Below are 15,686 nucleotides of genomic sequence, written 5' to 3' on the forward strand. Positions count from 1 at the left end.
TTCAATCAAGATTAAGGTAGCATTAGCGCACTTTTTTCAGGGTAGGCATTTTCATGGCTCAGCTGTACTTTTATTATTCTGCAATGAACGCAGGTAAATCTACCACGCTTTTACAATCGGCATTTAACTATCGCGAACGCGGCATGGAGCCTGTTATTTTAACGGCTGCATTGGATGATCGTGCCGGTGTTGGTAAGGTATCTTCTCGAATTGGTTTACAAGCTGATGCACATATTTTTGATGCTGACAAAGATGTTTTTGAACTGATCAAACAGCTTAATAGTGAACAAAAACGTCACTGTGTGCTGGTGGATGAATGTCAATTTTTATCACGTCAGCAAGTAATGCAACTGACCGATGTGGTGGATGAATTAGGCATTCCGGTGTTGTGCTATGGCTTGCGTAATGACTTTAGAGGCGAGTTATTTAGCGGCTCGCAGTACTTACTGGCGTGGGCTGATAAACTGGTTGAACTTAAAACGGTGTGTCATTGCGGTCGCAAAGCGAACCATGTATTGCGTACGGATGAGCAAGGCAAAGCGATTGCCGATGGTAATCAAGTGGAAATTGGCGGCAACGACCGTTATGTGTCGGTGTGCCGCAAACACTATAAAGCTGCGTTAAACATGCAGCGCCGAAGTTAACGCTGCTATAAATTGATCAATATCGGCTCGAGTGATCTGTAAATGAGTTACTAAACGCAAAGTTTTGCTTGGGCTGAATACTATCCCTTGTCCTTTTAGTTGCTGTGCAATGGCATTAATATCAACATTATCAGCAACATTTGCATAGACCATATTGGTTGTATCGCGCGACAAGTCAACGTTAAAGCCTTCAATGGCACTGAGCTGCTGCGCTAAGTAACGCGCATTGCTGTGATCGTTGGCTAAACGACTAACATTGTGCTCAAGTGCATAGTGGCCAGCGGCTGCCAGCATACCAGCTTGGCGCATAGCGCCGCCAAGTACTTTACGCCAACGCCTTGCTTTATTGATCAGTTCAACAGAGCCAAGTAGTAATGAGCCTACTGGTGCGCCTAAGCCTTTTGATAAGCAAATAGACACGGAGTCAAAGTGTTTGGTTATCTCGGTAATATCTACCTTAAGCGCAACCGCAGCGTTATAAACGCGAGCACCATCCAAATGCAGTGCTAATTGATGGCTGTGAGTGAACTCACGCGCTTGGGCTAAATAACTTAATGGCAGCACTTTACCGCCAATGGTGTTTTCTAAACTGAGTAAGCGGGTATTAGCAAAGTGAAAGTCTTTGGGTTTGATAGCGGCGCGTATTTTGTCAAAGCAGAGGCTGCCATCATTTTCATTCTCGATAGGTTGCGGTTGGATTGATCCAAGCACTGCCGCGCCACCGCCTTCAAATTTATAATTGTGTGCATTTTGCCCACAAATATATTCATCACCACGTTCGCAATGAGCCATTAACGCTAATAAGTTTGCTTGGGTGCCGGAGCTACAAAACAATGCACTGGCAAAGCCATGACGCTGTGCTGCAACGCTTTCTAATTTATTAATACTGGGATCATCACCATATACATCATCACCTAAAGGGGCGTTGAACATAATTTCGCGCATTTTAGCGCAGGGCTTAGTGACAGTATCAGAACGAAAATCAATCATGATATCTCCGGTTGTGTAAATTGCTGGCTGATCTCTTGGCGAGTTTGTTGATCAAAATAACTCCACGCAATAAAGCGACTCACTTTTTGCCCTTGCGCCATTTCAATGATTTTAACTTCAGCCACAGGGTGTGTTTTTAATTGTGCTTGTAACGTGGCTAAGTTTTCTTTTTTTGAAACTAAAGAGGTAAACCACATACACTGCTCAGCAAATAGGGCACTTTCATCGATCATGGTACAAATGAATTGCGCTTCGCCACCTTCACACCAAAGCTCATTATGTTGCCCGCCAAAATTTAAAGACGATTTAGGGGCTTTGCCTAAGTTTTTCCATTTCCGCTCGCTACTTTGAGCTGCTTGTTGTTCACTGGCATGAAAAGGAGGGTTACACAATGTAATATGAAAAAGCTCTTTTGCATTTATTACCCCCTGAAAAATATGCTGCGACTGCTTTTGTAGCTTGACGGTAATTTTGCGATTATTAAATTGTACGATTTGTTTGGCTAATTTTACAGCGCTCGGATCTATATCTGAGCCTGTGACGCTCCAGTTATATTCATGGCTTGCTAGTAACGGGTAAATTATGTTCGCACCAGTACCTATATCCAGCACTTTAACTTGTCTGCCTTGAGGTATAACGCCTTGATTATCGTTTGCTAGTAAATCGGCTAAGTAGTGAATGTAATCAACGCGTCCTGGAATCGGTGGGCAAAGGTTGTGTTCAGGTATATCCCAAAAATCAACGTTATAGTACGCTTGCAAAAGTGCTTGATTAAGCGTTTTTACTGCTTTGTTATCACTAAAATCAATACTTTTAGTACCATTGGGAGTAAGCACGATATATGGTTTTAAAGTGGGCACTTTAATACTTAGGTAGTCTAAATCATAGCCTTTGTTATGGCGATTTCGAGGGTGTAGTTTTGATTTTAATGGTGTTGATTTCATAACAAATAATTAGCTTAACAAACAAAAAAGTTATTTTACCAGAGAAACACATTGACGTGTGATCTTGTTTAAATTACTGGTAGGATGAGTTGCGGTTCATAACAATGACAACAAGGAACTGAAATGGCGATCGTACAAGAATCAGTATTTATTAAACTAACTGAGCTACAAACATTACATTTGCGCCGCATAGCAGATAACAGCAAAGCCGCTGGGCCAGCTGTGTTGTTTATGCATGGTGCTGTTGAAAACGGTAAAATATTTTATACGCATTCAAATAAGGGGTTAGCACCTTTTTTAGCTGAGCAAGGATATGTGTGTTATGTGGCTGATCTACGAGGTCGTGGTGACAGCAAACCGGCTATCTCAAAGCATGCTCACTATGGCCAAACCGAAGCTATTATTGAAGATATTCCCGCTTTTATTGCTAAAATTACCGAGCGTGAAGGTAGACCACCAGCGTATTGGGTAGCCCATTCCTGGGGTGGTGTATTAATGAATAGTGTGTTTGCGCGTTTCCCACAGTATATCAATGATGTAAAAGCATGTGCTTACTTTGGTACTAAACGCTCGCTTTATAATCATCATCCACAAAAATACCTTCAAGGAAATTTGATTTGGTATTTTTTAGCGCCAATACTGGCTAAAAAACATGGTTATTTACCCGCCAAAAGACTCAAGTGGGGCAGTGATGATGAAACTAAAAAGTCGCATTATCAAAGTATGCAATGGGCTAAACGTAAACCATGGTTAGATAGCGACGACGGGTTTGATTACGCGCAAGCTGTGGCTGGCTTAAGTTTGCCACCGACCTTACACATAGGGGGGGTGAAAGACAAAGCGCTTGCACAACAAATTGATATTGAAAAATTTATTGCCGAGTCAGGTACTGGTATTCAACACCTGCAAATGTACGGGAAAAAACACGGCCATCAATATGATTACGATCATATTAATATGTTAACGCACGCTAGTGCTAAAGCAGATCAATTTAAGGATCTAGTGACGTGGTTTGAGCGTCATTCAGCAACGCCCTGAGTGGCGTTTCAAAACGTTTCCAGTGTTCTATTGCACGGTTATGTAGCGGTTTTCGTACAGCTGCTTTGCTAAGCGTGGTAACTGGTTTTTTTGATTTATAAAAGTCTAAACATTGTGCTTCAAATGCGGTACCTAAAAATGTAAATACGCTTTTTAACGTATCGCGCGGCTCGCTGATCAGTTGCTCATAATGAACATCTAAGATAGCCGAAGGTATTGCTTGTTGCCAATGCGTCATCAAACCTTGGTATAAATCATAGTAACGTTTAAATTCAGGTAATGAGCAAAAATAAGGTTCATTTTCTGCAAAGTAATTACTATAAACGGACCAAGCTGTGGCATTAAAATCGCGCTGCAAGTTAATAAACTTAGCATTTGGAAACAATAAATAGATAAGCCCTAACGATTGATAATTAGCGGGCAATTTGTTGATCATGAACGCGCGAATAGGTTTTGCTTGTTTTAACCGTGCGGTATAAAGAGCCCGCGCTTGCTCAATCAGTTGCGGTGTTAGTGCGCTGATACATTCAGGGTAGGACAACTTGGTTTGTTGTTCTATGAATGCAACAACTTGCGAGCTAATACAGCGATCTTCCCCAAGGCTTGCAAATTCACTATGTGAAGCTAACATTTGTTCTAATAATGTTGAGCCACTGCGTGGCATGCCAATAATAAAAACGGGCGTAACAGTACCAGTAAATCCAGGCTTGATAGTGGCAAATAAACGTTTTGGGTTATAACGTATAATACTTTGATAAAACGGCGTTAATTGTTCAGTGTTGAAGCTACTCAATTGCAGCTGCAATTTATTGGCTAGTTTATAATAATTTACAGCTTGTTCTATATCATTGAGTTGATCATAACTTTTTGCCAAGGCGTAATAACAAACCATTTTTAAACGTAAGTTATTGGTTTGTGTGAGTAAATGATGCAAGTTACTGATGTAGTTATGCTGTTGATCAAAGCGGCCAAGTTGTACCAGTTCAAATAAAATATAAGCAGTGACCGGATATAAACCAATACTTAGTGCTTGTGCAAAGGTGGTATGTGCTTTATCTAATTCGCCATGGGTTAAATAATGTTGTGCGAGATAATAGTGTGGCTCTGGGTTATGACTAGCAATGCTTTTTGCATACTCCAGTACGGTTAATGCATCATTTGGCGAATTAACGCCATTAAATGCATCCGCTAACGCGTGCAGTGGCTCCAACATATTAGGTAGACGTTCACAGCTTCTTTGTAATAAATAAACTGCAGCATCAAAGCGCTCTAAGCGCAGGGCAATACGGCCCAAACCAAATAGCGCTTCGCCATTTTGGGGATCACTTTCAAGCAAGGTTTTATAGTGAAACTCCGCTTCTTGGAGTTTGTTTTCGGCAAGTAGTTGGTTAGCTTTTTTTAGCAACATACATCACTTTTTTTATTTTTTAATTACTATATTTATTATTTGGGTATAGCACGAAAAAGGCGAAATGTCTTGAGCATTTCGCCTTTCTTTTCAACGCTTAATTATGATTAAAACGTATAAGTTGCTTTGGCATAATAGAAGCCGCCGTTTATACCATATGGCGAAGTTTCATAGTATTTACCACCCCAGTTATTATTAGGTGCCACGGTAAAATCAAGTTTCTCTGCTTCTTGGTCGAGCAGGTTTTGTGCGCCGACAGAGAAACTAATCGAATCATTCAAAAAGTAAGTTACTTCAGCGTCGAGCGTAATTGCCGCATCTGCCATTTTTGCTGTATCGTCATAATCTACATGCACACCTTGGTATTCACCAAAATAATTTGCACGAGTAAACATTGAGAAACTTTCCCATTGTTGTGACCAACTAAGCGTACCACGGTGATTTGGTAAGTCATTTTCTAAACGGCTTACTTTAAACACCCCAGTAATATTAGTTGAGCGAGTAACCTCAGTTTCATTCCAGTTGTAAGCTAAACTAAATGTTGAGCTACCACCGAGTAAATCTGTGGCATAGTTTGCTACAAAGTCTATACCTTGAGTTGTGGTATCAAAGTCATTAGTAAAGAAGCTTACTTGCGCTAAGCTTTGCACGTTTGGCACACCAGCGGCTTCAAGCGTATCTTTATCAGCTTGACTCAGCTCGATTTTATCAGATTGACTAATACGGTCATCAACTTGGATATTGTAATAATCAATGGTTAGAAATACTTCACCGATGGTGTATACCGCGCCAAAGGTATAACTTTGCGACTCTTCAGGCTCAAGCTCTGTACCGCCTAACTGTACCGCAATTGGATTGGTCGGTGGTAGTAAAGCAGAGTCGACCAATACGCCACTGCTTAGGTTTGTTTGCACGTTACTGACATTGGCTTGGCCAACTGTAGGCGCGCGAAAGCCTGAACTGATTGAACCACGAACATTTAAATCATCGGTTAAGTGATATTGAGCCATCAATTTATAGTTAACAGTAGAGCCAAACGTATCATAGTCTTCATAGCGTAGGGCTAAACCCATTAAGAACTCTTCAGTAAATGGGGCTTCAATATCAAGATAAGCCGCGTAGTTGCGACGAGTATATTCACCAGCGTCAGATGGTTTAAAGCCAGGGAAACCATTTGAACCGATACCAAAACCTTGATCCGTTAGTGGGCCTGCTGTAAATGATGCTACATCGCCAGAGGTAACTGTAAATGTTTCCTCGTGCCATTCAAGGCCACCGGCTATGTTCACATCGTATGCTAGATCAAAATCAAAGCCTTTTGATAAATCAAAATTAAAGTTTTTCTCTAATTGTGAGTATTTACCTGGGCTAAAATCACGCGGGCTATCAGGGCCTAATGACGCATTAATAGTGTCGTAAATAAAGTAACGAGATTCATTAAAGCCGACCGTACCACTTAAGTCGTAGTACGCACCTTCTAACATACCACCAGTGAACTCGCCTTTAGTACCTATTGTAAGCGAGGTATCTGTAATGTTGCCACCAAAGTTAGGCGTAAAACCGCCAGGTAACATTTCATTGAAGGCAAAACAGTCTGGATTATTAGCTACTTGGTTGATGTAAACTGGGTTATCTAATACGTTGTCATCAATCATGATGTTAGTAGGGCAGTTACCACTCATATCGCCAGTTAAATCGCCAACTAACAATGTTTCACCACCATCGTTTGAATAGACCCCAGGGCGAGTGTGAGGATTACGATAGTAAAAACCACCGCGTACATCACGCTCTGAATAGTTACCAAACATGTAAAATTCGGAGTTTTTAGTCAGCTCAAGGCCGACATTACCAAAAATAGAGATATCGTCATCAACTTCTGGTGCGCCCCATATTTGTGTAATCGGGGCAATGTCAGGAACACCAGCCTCAATTAAGTTTGCTGCATCAAAACGTTGCACTGAACGACTAGTTGCGTCAGCCGTTTTGTATTGGAAACTTAAATTTGCGAAGCCATTGTCGGTAAATGGTAGACCAATGTTACCGGAAATCTGTGTTGTATCACCGTCGCCTTCATAGTACTGACCTTGGCGTACTTCGAAACTGCCGCCTTCCGAGGCATCTTTTAGTACAAAGTTGATAACCCCAGCAATCGCATCTGAGCCGTACTGAGCGGCTGCGCCATCTCTTAGTACTTCAACTTGTTTTAGAGCGATACTTGGAATAACTGAAATGTCCGCACCTTGTGCGCCATCGTTTATGCCGCCACCTAAAAAGGCAATAACAGAGGCACGATGACGACGTTTACCATTGAGTAATATCAATGTACTGTCAGAAGGTAAGCCACGTAAGTTAGCTGGACGAACCAAAGATGCTGCGTCACTAATAGGCATTGAATGCACGTTTAATGATGGAATTGAGCCTTTTAATAGCTCGAGCATATCCGTATTACCTGATTTACCAAGTTCTTCACCACCGATGATATCGATAGGTACCGGTGAATCACCAATAGAACGCGGTGCAGAGCGAGTACCCACTACGGCTATTTTTTCTACATTTTTATTTACTTTAGTTACTTCAGCTTGTTCATCTGCAGCTAAGGCAGTCCCCGAAATAAATAAGCCTGCGGTGGTTGTCGTTAATGCAAGTTTAACTGCATGATTTAATATGTTATTTCTAAATTTCATTCTAATTTCCCCAGTTAGAATTATTGTAATTTCGTAACTATATGATTTTTAAAAAGCCAAATAGTCTATTAAAGTTATACAACTTGTTAAATAATTGTGCAAGGTGTTAAATGATTTGGTTTTTTTTGGTTTTTCTATAGAGGAAATTAGAGGTTTACATACCTATATGAAAAGTAATGATATTTTGAAAAGGGAAATTAGAAATAAAGTAATAAGTGGGATTTTTTTATAAGTAAATGAAATAATAATTTTGTAAATAAATCTTTAGACTAAGTAAAATTCAATAAAGTTCAATAATTATTAATGATCAGTTTGTTCAGGATTTTGTTGTCGCCAAACTTTTAACGCTTCTCGGTATTCATCCCAAACACATGGGCAACAACTGCCACCACCGCAGCACTGATCAGCAGTCGGTCTGGTTGGTTTTGTGTCGTCAACTCGGTATGGTATATCGGCTGTGTTTTGCGGCATTTTATTCATTATTTACAGATTTAATAGCATGGGCTGTTTATTGGCCCGTGATTATACTTAATCATGGCTTTTTTGCTAGTTGAGAAATGATGTTGATCTGTTAATCGGTGATTGTATTAAATTATGCTTTGTGAAGCGTTAAGGCTATGTGAGAATAGCGTTATGCGACTATATAAAGTTATTCATCGTGCCCCAATTCGAGTGGCAAAAATTAGTACAAAACGCCAACAGTTGCGTTTTAAGCGCGCTATGGTAGCACTTAAAATTGCACTGGCGCAGGAAAAGCAAGAAACCAAAGAAATGCTCACAATTTATCGTCGCTACACCCAAGGAGATGTGAGTAAAGAGGATCTGCAAAAAGCGAATGCCCAGTTTGTTGATATTCTCAAAGGATTGGGTTTAGGTGTTTTTGCTGTTTTACCTTTTGCACCTGTGACTATTCCACTGGTTGTTAAGTTGGGTCAATGGGTTGGAGTTGATGTACTGCCAAGTTCATTTAATATAAATAAATCACTTAAAGATATTGACCAGCAGATCGCTGATGAAGAGCAGCAACACCACCACGCTGAAAAAACGGCAAAATCAGACGTAAAACCACCTGTAAAAAAATAATGCCATGCAGTTTAAAGGATAGTCTTTGTGCTATACCTTTTATGCTGAGTTATTGATATGCTTGATCATCATATAATTTTAAACGAGTCATTTAATGAGTACATTAATTCGTCATAGTTCTACGGGTATTCCTTTATCTTTTATTGTTAAAAATGACTTAGCTACATGGCAAGCACAGCAGCCAATTTTTTTACAAAACTGGCTAAATAGCTGTGATTTTGCAAAACAAGGTTTAGCCTTGGTGGTCAATCCACAAAGTGGAGCGCTAAGTCAGGTGTATTGTTTAGTTAATAGCGTTGATGACTTTTGGCTCGCGGGTGAATTAGCCAGCAAACTGCCAGCAGGAATTTACCAAGTTCAAGAGTGTGAACAACAATTAGAACAGATTGCTCTGGGTTTTATACTTGGTGGTTATGAATTTAGCGAATATAAAGCCAAAGGTGCTGTAAAAGCACAATTAGCAATTGCCGATGAAGCATTGTTTGCGCGTATTACACGCCAAGCAAATGCGATTAACTTAGTTAGAGATCTAGTTAATACTCCCGCCGTAGACATGATGCCACAGCACTTATCACAAGTGATGGCTGATTTAGCACACACTTACAATGGTCAATTCAATGAATGGATAGGGGATGAATTATTAGAACAAAACTATCCAACTATCCACATGGTAGGCCGCGCCAGTGAAAATAAACCGCGTTTACTTGATTTACACTGGGGCGCTGCAGATGCTCCTTTGATCACCTTAGTCGGCAAAGGTGTTTGTTTTGATTCTGGTGGTTTAGATCTTAAACCAAGCTCAGGTATGCGCAATATGAAAAAAGACATGGGCGGCGCAGCTCATGTAATTGGTTTAGCGCAGTTAATTATGGCGGCAAATTTACCAATTCGTTTACGCGTGTTGGTACCCGCTGTTGAGAATGCGGTATCGCGCAATGCATTTCGCCCTGGCGATGTAATTAAAACACGTAAAGGCATTATGGTCGAAATCGATAACACCGACGCAGAGGGGCGTTTAGTGTTATGTGATGCACTCACGGAAGCACAAAATGACAATCCTGAGTTGATCATTGATTTTGCAACCTTAACCGGTGCTTGTCGTATTGCGTTAGGCACTGAGTTACCAGGGTTTTTCTCAACTGAGCGTGATGTTGCCAATGGCATTATTGACGCCGGTATTGCAGTAAGCGACCCTGTTTGGCAATTACCGCTTTTTGAGCAATATAAAAGTTTATTAAAAAGTGATGTTGCTGATATGGCTAACTGTGCAAGTACCCCATTCGGCGGGGCAATTACTGCTGCACTTTATTTAAAAGAATTCGTAGAGCCAACCACACCATGGGTACATTTTGATGTAATGGCATGGAATATCCGCTCATTACCAGGTCGTCCAGTCGGTGGTGAAGCACTCGGTATTCGTGCCGTATTTAACTACTTACAAAGTCGTTTTAAATAAATTTATTGAGCTTTGTGAGGTTATGCCTCATAAAGCTCAAGCGGTAACCCATCAGGATCTGCAAAAAAGGTAAATTGTTTACCTGTGTATTCATCAGTTCGAATCTCTTCTACTGCCACACCTTGGCTTTGCAAATACACTTTACTTTGCTCAATATTGGCCACTTTAAATGCTAAATGTCGTAAACCTTGTGCTTCTGGGTAACTAGGTCGCTTTGGTGCATTATCAAATGAAAATAGCTCTATTTGGCTACCATCAGGCAAGGCTAAATCTAATTTGTATGAGTGGCGATGTTGGCGAAAATGCTCTGCAATTATGGGCAGCTGTAAGATCTGATGATAAAAATGTTTTGAGCGGGTGTAATCGCTGCATATAATTGCAGCGTGGTGAATTCCTAGCAATTGCATCATTTTTAGCTATCTGTGGTAAATGGCGCAGTATAGCTGCGCCATATTGAGTATGTTATTGATCACTACCTTTGCAAGCTGCTACTGCGGGGGCCACTAACTCTAAACCGGTTTTATCACACGGTGGTAGTGCTGCATCGCTAACGCTGATTGGCGTGACGCGTTCGCCCCATTTTATGTAACTAGCAGCCCAAGTTAATCCGGCACCAAATGCTGCAGACATGATATTAGCATGTGGTTTAATTAATCCTTGCTCAACAGCTTCGCATAATGCGATTGCAATAGTTGCTGCCGATGTATTGCCGTATTCGCCAATGTTAACCATTACTTTTTCATCTGGCACTTTTAAGCGATGTTGAATGGCTTGAATGATACGTAAATTTGCTTGGTGTGGCACAAGTACATCGATATCATCAAGGCTCAAATTTGCTTGTGTGAGCACATCGTCACAGGCTTCACTCATGCCCTTTACTGCGCGCTTAAAGATTTCGCGACCTTCAAATAATAAATCAGATGGCCCAATAGGCACATATTTATTTAAGTCACTACCAAAGTTAGTGATATGCAAGATATCACGGTCTTCGCTATCACAGCCTGTTTTTGTCGCGAGTAAACCCGCTGGCGTGTCTGCTGCTTCAAGTACTACGGCACCGGCGCCATCACCAAATAACACCGCACTGTCACGGCGATCCCAGTTTACATACCAGGTCATACGTTCAGCAGCAATTACTACAGCTTTTTTGATCATACCGGCTTGAATTTGTGCAGTCGCTGCTTGTATTGCATATAAAAAACCAGAGCAAGCTGCATTGGTGTCCATAGCGGCAGCGCCAACTGCACCAATGTTTTTTTGTACTAACGAAGCTGTGTTTGCCACCATAGTAGAGGGCGTACATGTTGCTAATAACACTAAGTCAATGTCTTTAGCATCAATGCCAGCACAGGCTATTGCATGTTTAGCTGCTACAGTGGCAAGCTCTGCAGTACTAACGTGGCTTACTCTACGGGCTTTTATACCAGTGCGGGATGTGATCCATTCATCATTGGTATCAACTAATTGGCTAATTTCATCGTTGCTAATACGCGCTGGTGGGATACATTTACCCCAACCCGTTATGTGTGCGTAGGTCATAGTGTGCTCTCTTTAAGTGGTCAGACATGTGTCATCTATGTTTGATTTATACCAAAAATCCAGTTCTAAGACTAGTTTATAACTTAGCTTACGTCGTAAATAGTGGTAATTAAACGTAATTTAGGCTAATGGTAGTAGAAAAATGAGGTAAACATGAAACAAAAATTAATTACTATCTTGGCTGCATTGGGTACGACGGTATATTCTGCGGCGAGTTTTGCAACACAAACTCAGGTTATTTACGCAGGATCAATGTTAGCAGGTGCTGAACAAATACTAGAAAAGCAACGCACTATTGTTATAGAAGACGCTATCATCACGCGCATCGAAAAAGGCTATGTGAGTGTTATTGATCTAGCATTGCCCGATGCAAAGATCATTGATTTAAAAAATCAATTTGTTATGCCTGGATTAATTGATATGCACGTACATGTTACATTTGAGCGTGACGCAAACGCAAACCCTCATCAATGGCTTACAGAGTATGAAGCGGACTATGCTCTGCGCTCAATTAAATATTTACAGCGTAGTCTTGATGCCGGTTTTACCTCGGTACGTGATTTAGGTAGCAGTTATAAAGTGATCTTTCCACTACAGCGTGCCGTTGAGCGTGGAGATATTCAAGGGCCACGTATTTTTGCTGCAGGAGATACAATTACCCCAACAGGCGGGCATGCTGATCTGCACGGTTACCGTAAAGATATTAGTGATGTGATAAGTGGAGGGTTAGGGGTGTGTGATGGTGCTGATGATTGTCGCCGCGCGGTTCGTGAAGTAATTAAATCAGGTGCTGATGTAATTAAAATTACCGCAACGGGTGGGGTGTTAAGTAATACCGCAGCGGGTGTCAATCAGCAGTTCACAGATCAAGAGTTGATGGCGATTGTTGATACTGCACATAACTTAGGGCGCAGCGTAACAGCCCATGCTCATGGTACATCAGGGATCAAAGCGGCATTACGTGCAGGTGTTGATTCAATTGAACATGGGTCTTACCTAGACAAAGAGACTGTAAAGTTATTTAAGCAATATAACGCTTATTTAGTGCCCACGTTATTGGCAGGCCAAACGGTCAGTCAAGAAGTACTCAGTAACCCAAATATGCCAACAGCTATTGCTGATAAAGTACGCACCGTTGTACCAAATGTTGCAGCTTCATTTAAGCTGGCATTAAAAAACAATGTTAATATTGCTTTTGGTACAGATTCTGGCGTATCACGCCATGGTAATAATGCTGATGAGTTTTTATGGTTAGTTAAATATGGCATGACTGAAAAGCAGGCTATTATGTCAGCAACAGTTAATGCCGCTAAGTTACTCGGCCAACAAGACCGACTAGGGCAGTTGAGTGTTGGTAAACAAGCAGATATCATCAGCGTTAATGGCTCTCCTCTTGATGATATAACGACATTGCAAAATGTACAATTTGTGATGAAAGCAGGGCAAATATATAAACACCAATTGTAGGATACAGTATGGGCAGCAAAATCAAGGCATCATTGTTTAATCATTTGATTGACGCTGAGCGCCAGTTATTAGATCCTGAGATCCGTCAATCTGAGCAGGCATTGGATGCTTTGCTCGATGATGATTTTATTGAAATTGCCGCTAATGGTACTGTATTTAATAAATATCAAGTATTAACGCGGTTACCTACCGAAGTCGTGCCGCAGTTTTACAATCAGCATTTTAAAGGCCGAATGCTTAGTGATGATATTGCCCAACTAAGTTATCAAGCGGCATATCGGCGCTCTGCGCGCGCTGAGTTTAACTATTCGTTACGGATGTCGCTGTGGCGATTAACCGAAGGCCAGTGGAAAATGGTGTTTCATCAAGGAACGCCGTGTGCTGTGTTTAGTATCTCTATGGATGATGATTAGGTTAACCTTCTTTAATTAGGCATTTTTTATTAGGTAGTTATGTATGGCGTTTTTAATGCGCACTGATCCTGCGATTAGCCGTTTACTGATGTTACGCAGTGGTGCAATTGCAATTCAACTATTGGCCGTTGTAGCAGTCTATTTTTTACTTGAGCACCAAATCCCTTTATTGCCTCTACTGGTAGTGATCTCCCTTGAAGCCGTATTCCAAATTTTAAGCGTGATTGCTTATCGTAATGTCAGTAAAGCGAAAGAACTTGGGATGTTAATGCAGCTTACGGCCGATGTGCTTTTTTTATCGGTATTGCTGTCTTTGAGTGGTGGTGCGACCAATGCATTTGTGTCGTTACTGTTGTTACCAATAATGATTGCTGCGGTGAGTGTCAGTGCTCGCGGCTTAGCTTATATTGCTGTATTAGCGATCACCGCCTATAGCGTGCTGCTATTTAAAATGCCTCAGCACAGCATGCATCATATGCAAATGACCAGTCACTTTGTGGGTATGTGGGTTAACTTTGTGATCAGTGCTAGCGTTATAGCATTCGTTATCGGCACTATGAACCGTGCACTGCATTCGCGAGAGCGCACAATTGCAACTGTGCGAGAAAAACAATTACGAGCAGAGCAGTTAGTCACGCTTGATGGTGCTGCGGCACAAATTACTCATCAATTAGCCAGCCCAATCGCCAATTTACAATTATTGTATGAAGAGCTTCTTGAAGAGCAGCCCGATAATGAGATTGTGAAAGACATGCAGCAGCCCTTGTTGCAATGCGCACAGCAGTTAAAACAGTTTCGTACCCTGTCATCTGAACTACGCACACAAACGGTTGCAGCGACTGTATCGTTAAACGCATTAGCTCAACAAATTAGCGATACAATGCTATTACAGTATCCCGATCAACAGCTTAATTGGCTAAATGCAGCGCCTGCTAGCTCGGTTACTAATGATGCTATGTTACTGCCAGCGATATTAAACTTGTTGCAAAATGCTGCTTTTGCCAATCAACAGGCACAGCAACAAACACTGGAATTGAACTGGCAACAGACTCCAGATAACCCTAAAACAGTGAGTTTAGTTATACGTGATTTTGGTAAAGGATTTAGCGCAGCACAATTGGCAGAGTTAGGGGGTCAGTTAATGCCTAGTGAAACGGGGATGGGGCTTGCAGTTATGCTTTCAAATGTAACATTTGAGCGTTTACAAGGCTCTTTAACATTATTTAATCACCCACAAGGTGGCGCGGTTGCCAAAGTACAATTAACCATTGATGAGCCACAAGTCGAGCCTGTATGAAGCTATTAATTATTGAAGATGATATTAATCTTGCCAATACGTTAGCGCGGCGCTTAAACAAACACGGTTTTGCATGTCAGCTGGCACATGATAAAGCCGAGGCTATTGGCATAGCTAAAAACTTCGCACCGACACATATTCTGTTAGATATGAAATTAGCTGACGATAACGGTTTAGCTCTTATCGCACCACTGAGAGCATTACTAACAGACGCACATATTGTATTATTAACAGGCTATGCCAGTATTGCCACAGCGGTAGAGGCTATGCGCCTAGGTGCAAATGATTATTTAACAAAACCCGTTGATATGCTCACGTTATTTCGAGCCTTAACAGGCACATGCGAGCCAACTACTGAGTTAATTGCAGATGATATTGTAACTATGTCGCCAGAGCGTCTTGAGTGGGAACATATTCAGCAAGTGCTGCATACCAATCAAGGTAATATTTCAGCAACTGCTCGGCAACTTAATATGCATCGGCGGACTTTACAGCGTAAGCTACAAAAAAAACCAGTTCAGCAGTAAATCCTAGCGCAATAGTGAGCGTTATTTCGGATCACGGTTTCCGGTTTAGTAATGCTCAGTAAGTTTATTGTTGCCTTTTAGGCAATAAGTTTTACCCGGTCAACTAAGTAATACAGTCGCCTGTAGTCACTTTAAATGAAGCTCAGATTACTTTAGTGCATTTATATTTGGGCACCAGCCACGCATCATAGATAGT

15 protein-coding genes are annotated in these 15,686 nt (G+C 41.3%); 8 read left to right on the forward strand and 7 right to left on the reverse strand.

What is annotated here, in order from left to right; all coding sequences use genetic code 11:
- Nucleotides 1-53: 53 nt before the first annotated feature.
- Complete coding sequence (locus tag PVK79_RS09100) at nucleotides 54-644, forward strand: thymidine kinase (protein ID WP_145236208.1); 591 nt, start codon at nucleotides 54-56, stop codon at nucleotides 642-644.
- On the opposite strand, the gene ltaE is transcribed toward PVK79_RS09100, so the two are convergent.
- Both ltaE and rlmF read right to left on the reverse strand, forming a co-directional pair.
- The gene (gene ltaE / locus PVK79_RS09105) at nucleotides 621-1,634 is read right to left on the reverse strand and encodes a low-specificity L-threonine aldolase (RefSeq protein WP_257326498.1); all 1,014 of its coding nucleotides are present in this window, start codon (nucleotides 1,632-1,634) and stop codon (nucleotides 621-623) included. The genes PVK79_RS09100 and ltaE overlap by 24 nt on opposite strands.
- Entirely contained in the window at nucleotides 1,631-2,578 is a 948-nt protein-coding gene (gene rlmF, locus PVK79_RS09110) for a 23S rRNA (adenine(1618)-N(6))-methyltransferase RlmF (protein ID WP_182758509.1), read from the reverse strand. Before rlmF ends, ltaE begins: the two co-directional genes overlap by 4 nt.
- A 123-nt stretch (nucleotides 2,579-2,701) precedes the next feature.
- Between rlmF and PVK79_RS09115 the strand changes: the two genes are divergently transcribed.
- Nucleotides 2,702-3,616, forward strand: coding sequence for an alpha/beta fold hydrolase (locus tag PVK79_RS09115; RefSeq protein WP_145236199.1), 915 nt, complete (start codon nucleotides 2,702-2,704; stop codon nucleotides 3,614-3,616).
- Here PVK79_RS09115 and PVK79_RS09120 read toward each other — a convergent pair.
- The 3 genes from PVK79_RS09120 to PVK79_RS09130 form a co-directional block, all read right to left on the reverse strand.
- Entirely contained in the window at nucleotides 3,570-5,024 is a 1,455-nt protein-coding gene (locus PVK79_RS09120; RefSeq protein ID WP_182819355.1) for a tetratricopeptide repeat-containing sulfotransferase family protein, read from the reverse strand. The two genes, PVK79_RS09115 and PVK79_RS09120, sit on opposite strands and share 47 nt — an antisense overlap.
- A 107-nt stretch (nucleotides 5,025-5,131) precedes the next feature.
- Nucleotides 5,132-7,708, reverse strand: coding sequence for a TonB-dependent receptor plug domain-containing protein (locus PVK79_RS09125; RefSeq protein WP_145236193.1), 2,577 nt, complete (start codon nucleotides 7,706-7,708; stop codon nucleotides 5,132-5,134).
- Nucleotides 7,709-8,008: 300 nt separating this feature from the next.
- Nucleotides 8,009-8,179: an oxidoreductase-like domain-containing protein gene (locus PVK79_RS09130; protein WP_145236189.1), complete on the reverse strand. Its 171-nt coding sequence runs from the start codon at nucleotides 8,177-8,179 to the stop codon at nucleotides 8,009-8,011.
- Nucleotides 8,180-8,341: 162 nt separating this feature from the next.
- On the opposite strand from PVK79_RS09130, the gene PVK79_RS09135 reads away from it, so the two are divergent.
- Entirely contained in the window at nucleotides 8,342-8,791 is a 450-nt protein-coding gene (locus PVK79_RS09135; RefSeq protein WP_145236186.1) for a hypothetical protein, read from the forward strand.
- A 94-nt stretch (nucleotides 8,792-8,885) separates the two neighbouring features.
- Nucleotides 8,886-10,247 (forward strand): leucyl aminopeptidase family protein, encoded by a 1,362-nt coding sequence (locus PVK79_RS09140; protein WP_145236183.1) that lies wholly within the window; start codon nucleotides 8,886-8,888, stop codon nucleotides 10,245-10,247.
- Nucleotides 10,248-10,267: 20 nt separating this feature from the next.
- Here the strand turns inward: PVK79_RS09140 and gloA2 are convergent, their stop codons facing one another.
- Together gloA2 and PVK79_RS09150 are read right to left on the reverse strand one after the other, a co-directional pair.
- On the reverse strand, nucleotides 10,268-10,654 hold the full coding sequence (gene gloA2 / locus PVK79_RS09145) for an SMU1112c/YaeR family gloxylase I-like metalloprotein (RefSeq protein WP_145236314.1): 387 nt from the start codon (nucleotides 10,652-10,654) through the stop codon (nucleotides 10,268-10,270).
- A 55-nt stretch (nucleotides 10,655-10,709) separates the two neighbouring features.
- Nucleotides 10,710-11,786, reverse strand: coding sequence for a ketoacyl-ACP synthase III (locus PVK79_RS09150; protein WP_145236180.1), 1,077 nt, complete (start codon nucleotides 11,784-11,786; stop codon nucleotides 10,710-10,712).
- A 153-nt stretch (nucleotides 11,787-11,939) separates the two neighbouring features.
- On the opposite strand from PVK79_RS09150, the gene PVK79_RS09155 reads away from it, so the two are divergent.
- The 4 genes from PVK79_RS09155 to PVK79_RS09170 are packed head-to-tail and all read left to right on the forward strand — an operon-like array spanning nucleotide 11,940 to nucleotide 15,490.
- A complete protein-coding gene (locus tag PVK79_RS09155; protein WP_145236178.1) occupies nucleotides 11,940-13,253 on the forward strand; it encodes a metal-dependent hydrolase family protein in 1,314 nt (437 codons plus the stop codon).
- 8 nt (nucleotides 13,254-13,261) lie between these two features.
- Nucleotides 13,262-13,666 carry a nuclear transport factor 2 family protein gene (locus PVK79_RS09160; protein WP_145236175.1) on the forward strand — a complete coding sequence of 135 codons (405 nt, stop codon included), beginning with the start codon at nucleotides 13,262-13,264 and terminating at the stop codon, nucleotides 13,664-13,666.
- Nucleotides 13,667-13,721: 55 nt separating this feature from the next.
- Nucleotides 13,722-14,963 carry an ATP-binding protein gene (locus PVK79_RS09165; RefSeq protein WP_145236312.1) on the forward strand — a complete coding sequence of 414 codons (1,242 nt, stop codon included), beginning with the start codon at nucleotides 13,722-13,724 and terminating at the stop codon, nucleotides 14,961-14,963.
- The gene (locus PVK79_RS09170; protein ID WP_257326500.1) at nucleotides 14,960-15,490 is read left to right on the forward strand and encodes a response regulator transcription factor; all 531 of its coding nucleotides are present in this window, start codon (nucleotides 14,960-14,962) and stop codon (nucleotides 15,488-15,490) included. The genes PVK79_RS09165 and PVK79_RS09170 overlap by 4 nt, the downstream gene beginning before the upstream one ends.
- The last annotated feature ends 196 nt before the right edge of the window (nucleotides 15,491-15,686 follow it).

It is taken from the genome of Pseudoalteromonas rhizosphaerae (assembly GCF_028885455.1).
GTDB lineage: Bacteria > Pseudomonadota > Gammaproteobacteria > Enterobacterales > Alteromonadaceae > Pseudoalteromonas > Pseudoalteromonas rhizosphaerae.

Excerpts from the sequence above, each read along its gene's own strand:
- PVK79_RS09100 (WP_145236208.1), top strand. The coding sequence starts at position 54 with ATGGCTCAGCTGTACTTTTATTATTCTGCAATGAACGCAGGTAAATCT.
- PVK79_RS09170 (WP_257326500.1), top strand. The coding sequence starts at position 14,960 with ATGAAGCTATTAATTATTGAAGATGATATTAATCTTGCCAATACGTTA.
- PVK79_RS09120 (WP_182819355.1), bottom strand. The coding sequence starts at position 5,024 with ATGTTGCTAAAAAAAGCTAACCAACTACTTGCCGAAAACAAACTCCAA.
- rlmF (WP_182758509.1), bottom strand. The coding sequence starts at position 2,578 with ATGAAATCAACACCATTAAAATCAAAACTACACCCTCGAAATCGCCAT.
- PVK79_RS09140 (WP_145236183.1), top strand. The coding sequence starts at position 8,886 with ATGAGTACATTAATTCGTCATAGTTCTACGGGTATTCCTTTATCTTTT.
- PVK79_RS09160 (WP_145236175.1), top strand. The coding sequence starts at position 13,262 with ATGGGCAGCAAAATCAAGGCATCATTGTTTAATCATTTGATTGACGCT.
- PVK79_RS09130 (WP_145236189.1), bottom strand. The coding sequence starts at position 8,179 with ATGCCGCAAAACACAGCCGATATACCATACCGAGTTGACGACACAAAA.
- PVK79_RS09115 (WP_145236199.1), top strand. The coding sequence starts at position 2,702 with ATGGCGATCGTACAAGAATCAGTATTTATTAAACTAACTGAGCTACAA.
- PVK79_RS09155 (WP_145236178.1), top strand. The coding sequence starts at position 11,940 with ATGAAACAAAAATTAATTACTATCTTGGCTGCATTGGGTACGACGGTA.
- PVK79_RS09165 (WP_145236312.1), top strand. The coding sequence starts at position 13,722 with ATGCGCACTGATCCTGCGATTAGCCGTTTACTGATGTTACGCAGTGGT.
- PVK79_RS09150 (WP_145236180.1), bottom strand. The coding sequence starts at position 11,786 with ATGACCTACGCACACATAACGGGTTGGGGTAAATGTATCCCACCAGCG.
- gloA2 (WP_145236314.1), bottom strand. The coding sequence starts at position 10,654 with ATGCAATTGCTAGGAATTCACCACGCTGCAATTATATGCAGCGATTAC.
- PVK79_RS09135 (WP_145236186.1), top strand. The coding sequence starts at position 8,342 with ATGCGACTATATAAAGTTATTCATCGTGCCCCAATTCGAGTGGCAAAA.
- PVK79_RS09125 (WP_145236193.1), bottom strand. The coding sequence starts at position 7,708 with ATGAAATTTAGAAATAACATATTAAATCATGCAGTTAAACTTGCATTA.
- ltaE (WP_257326498.1), bottom strand. The coding sequence starts at position 1,634 with ATGATTGATTTTCGTTCTGATACTGTCACTAAGCCCTGCGCTAAAATG.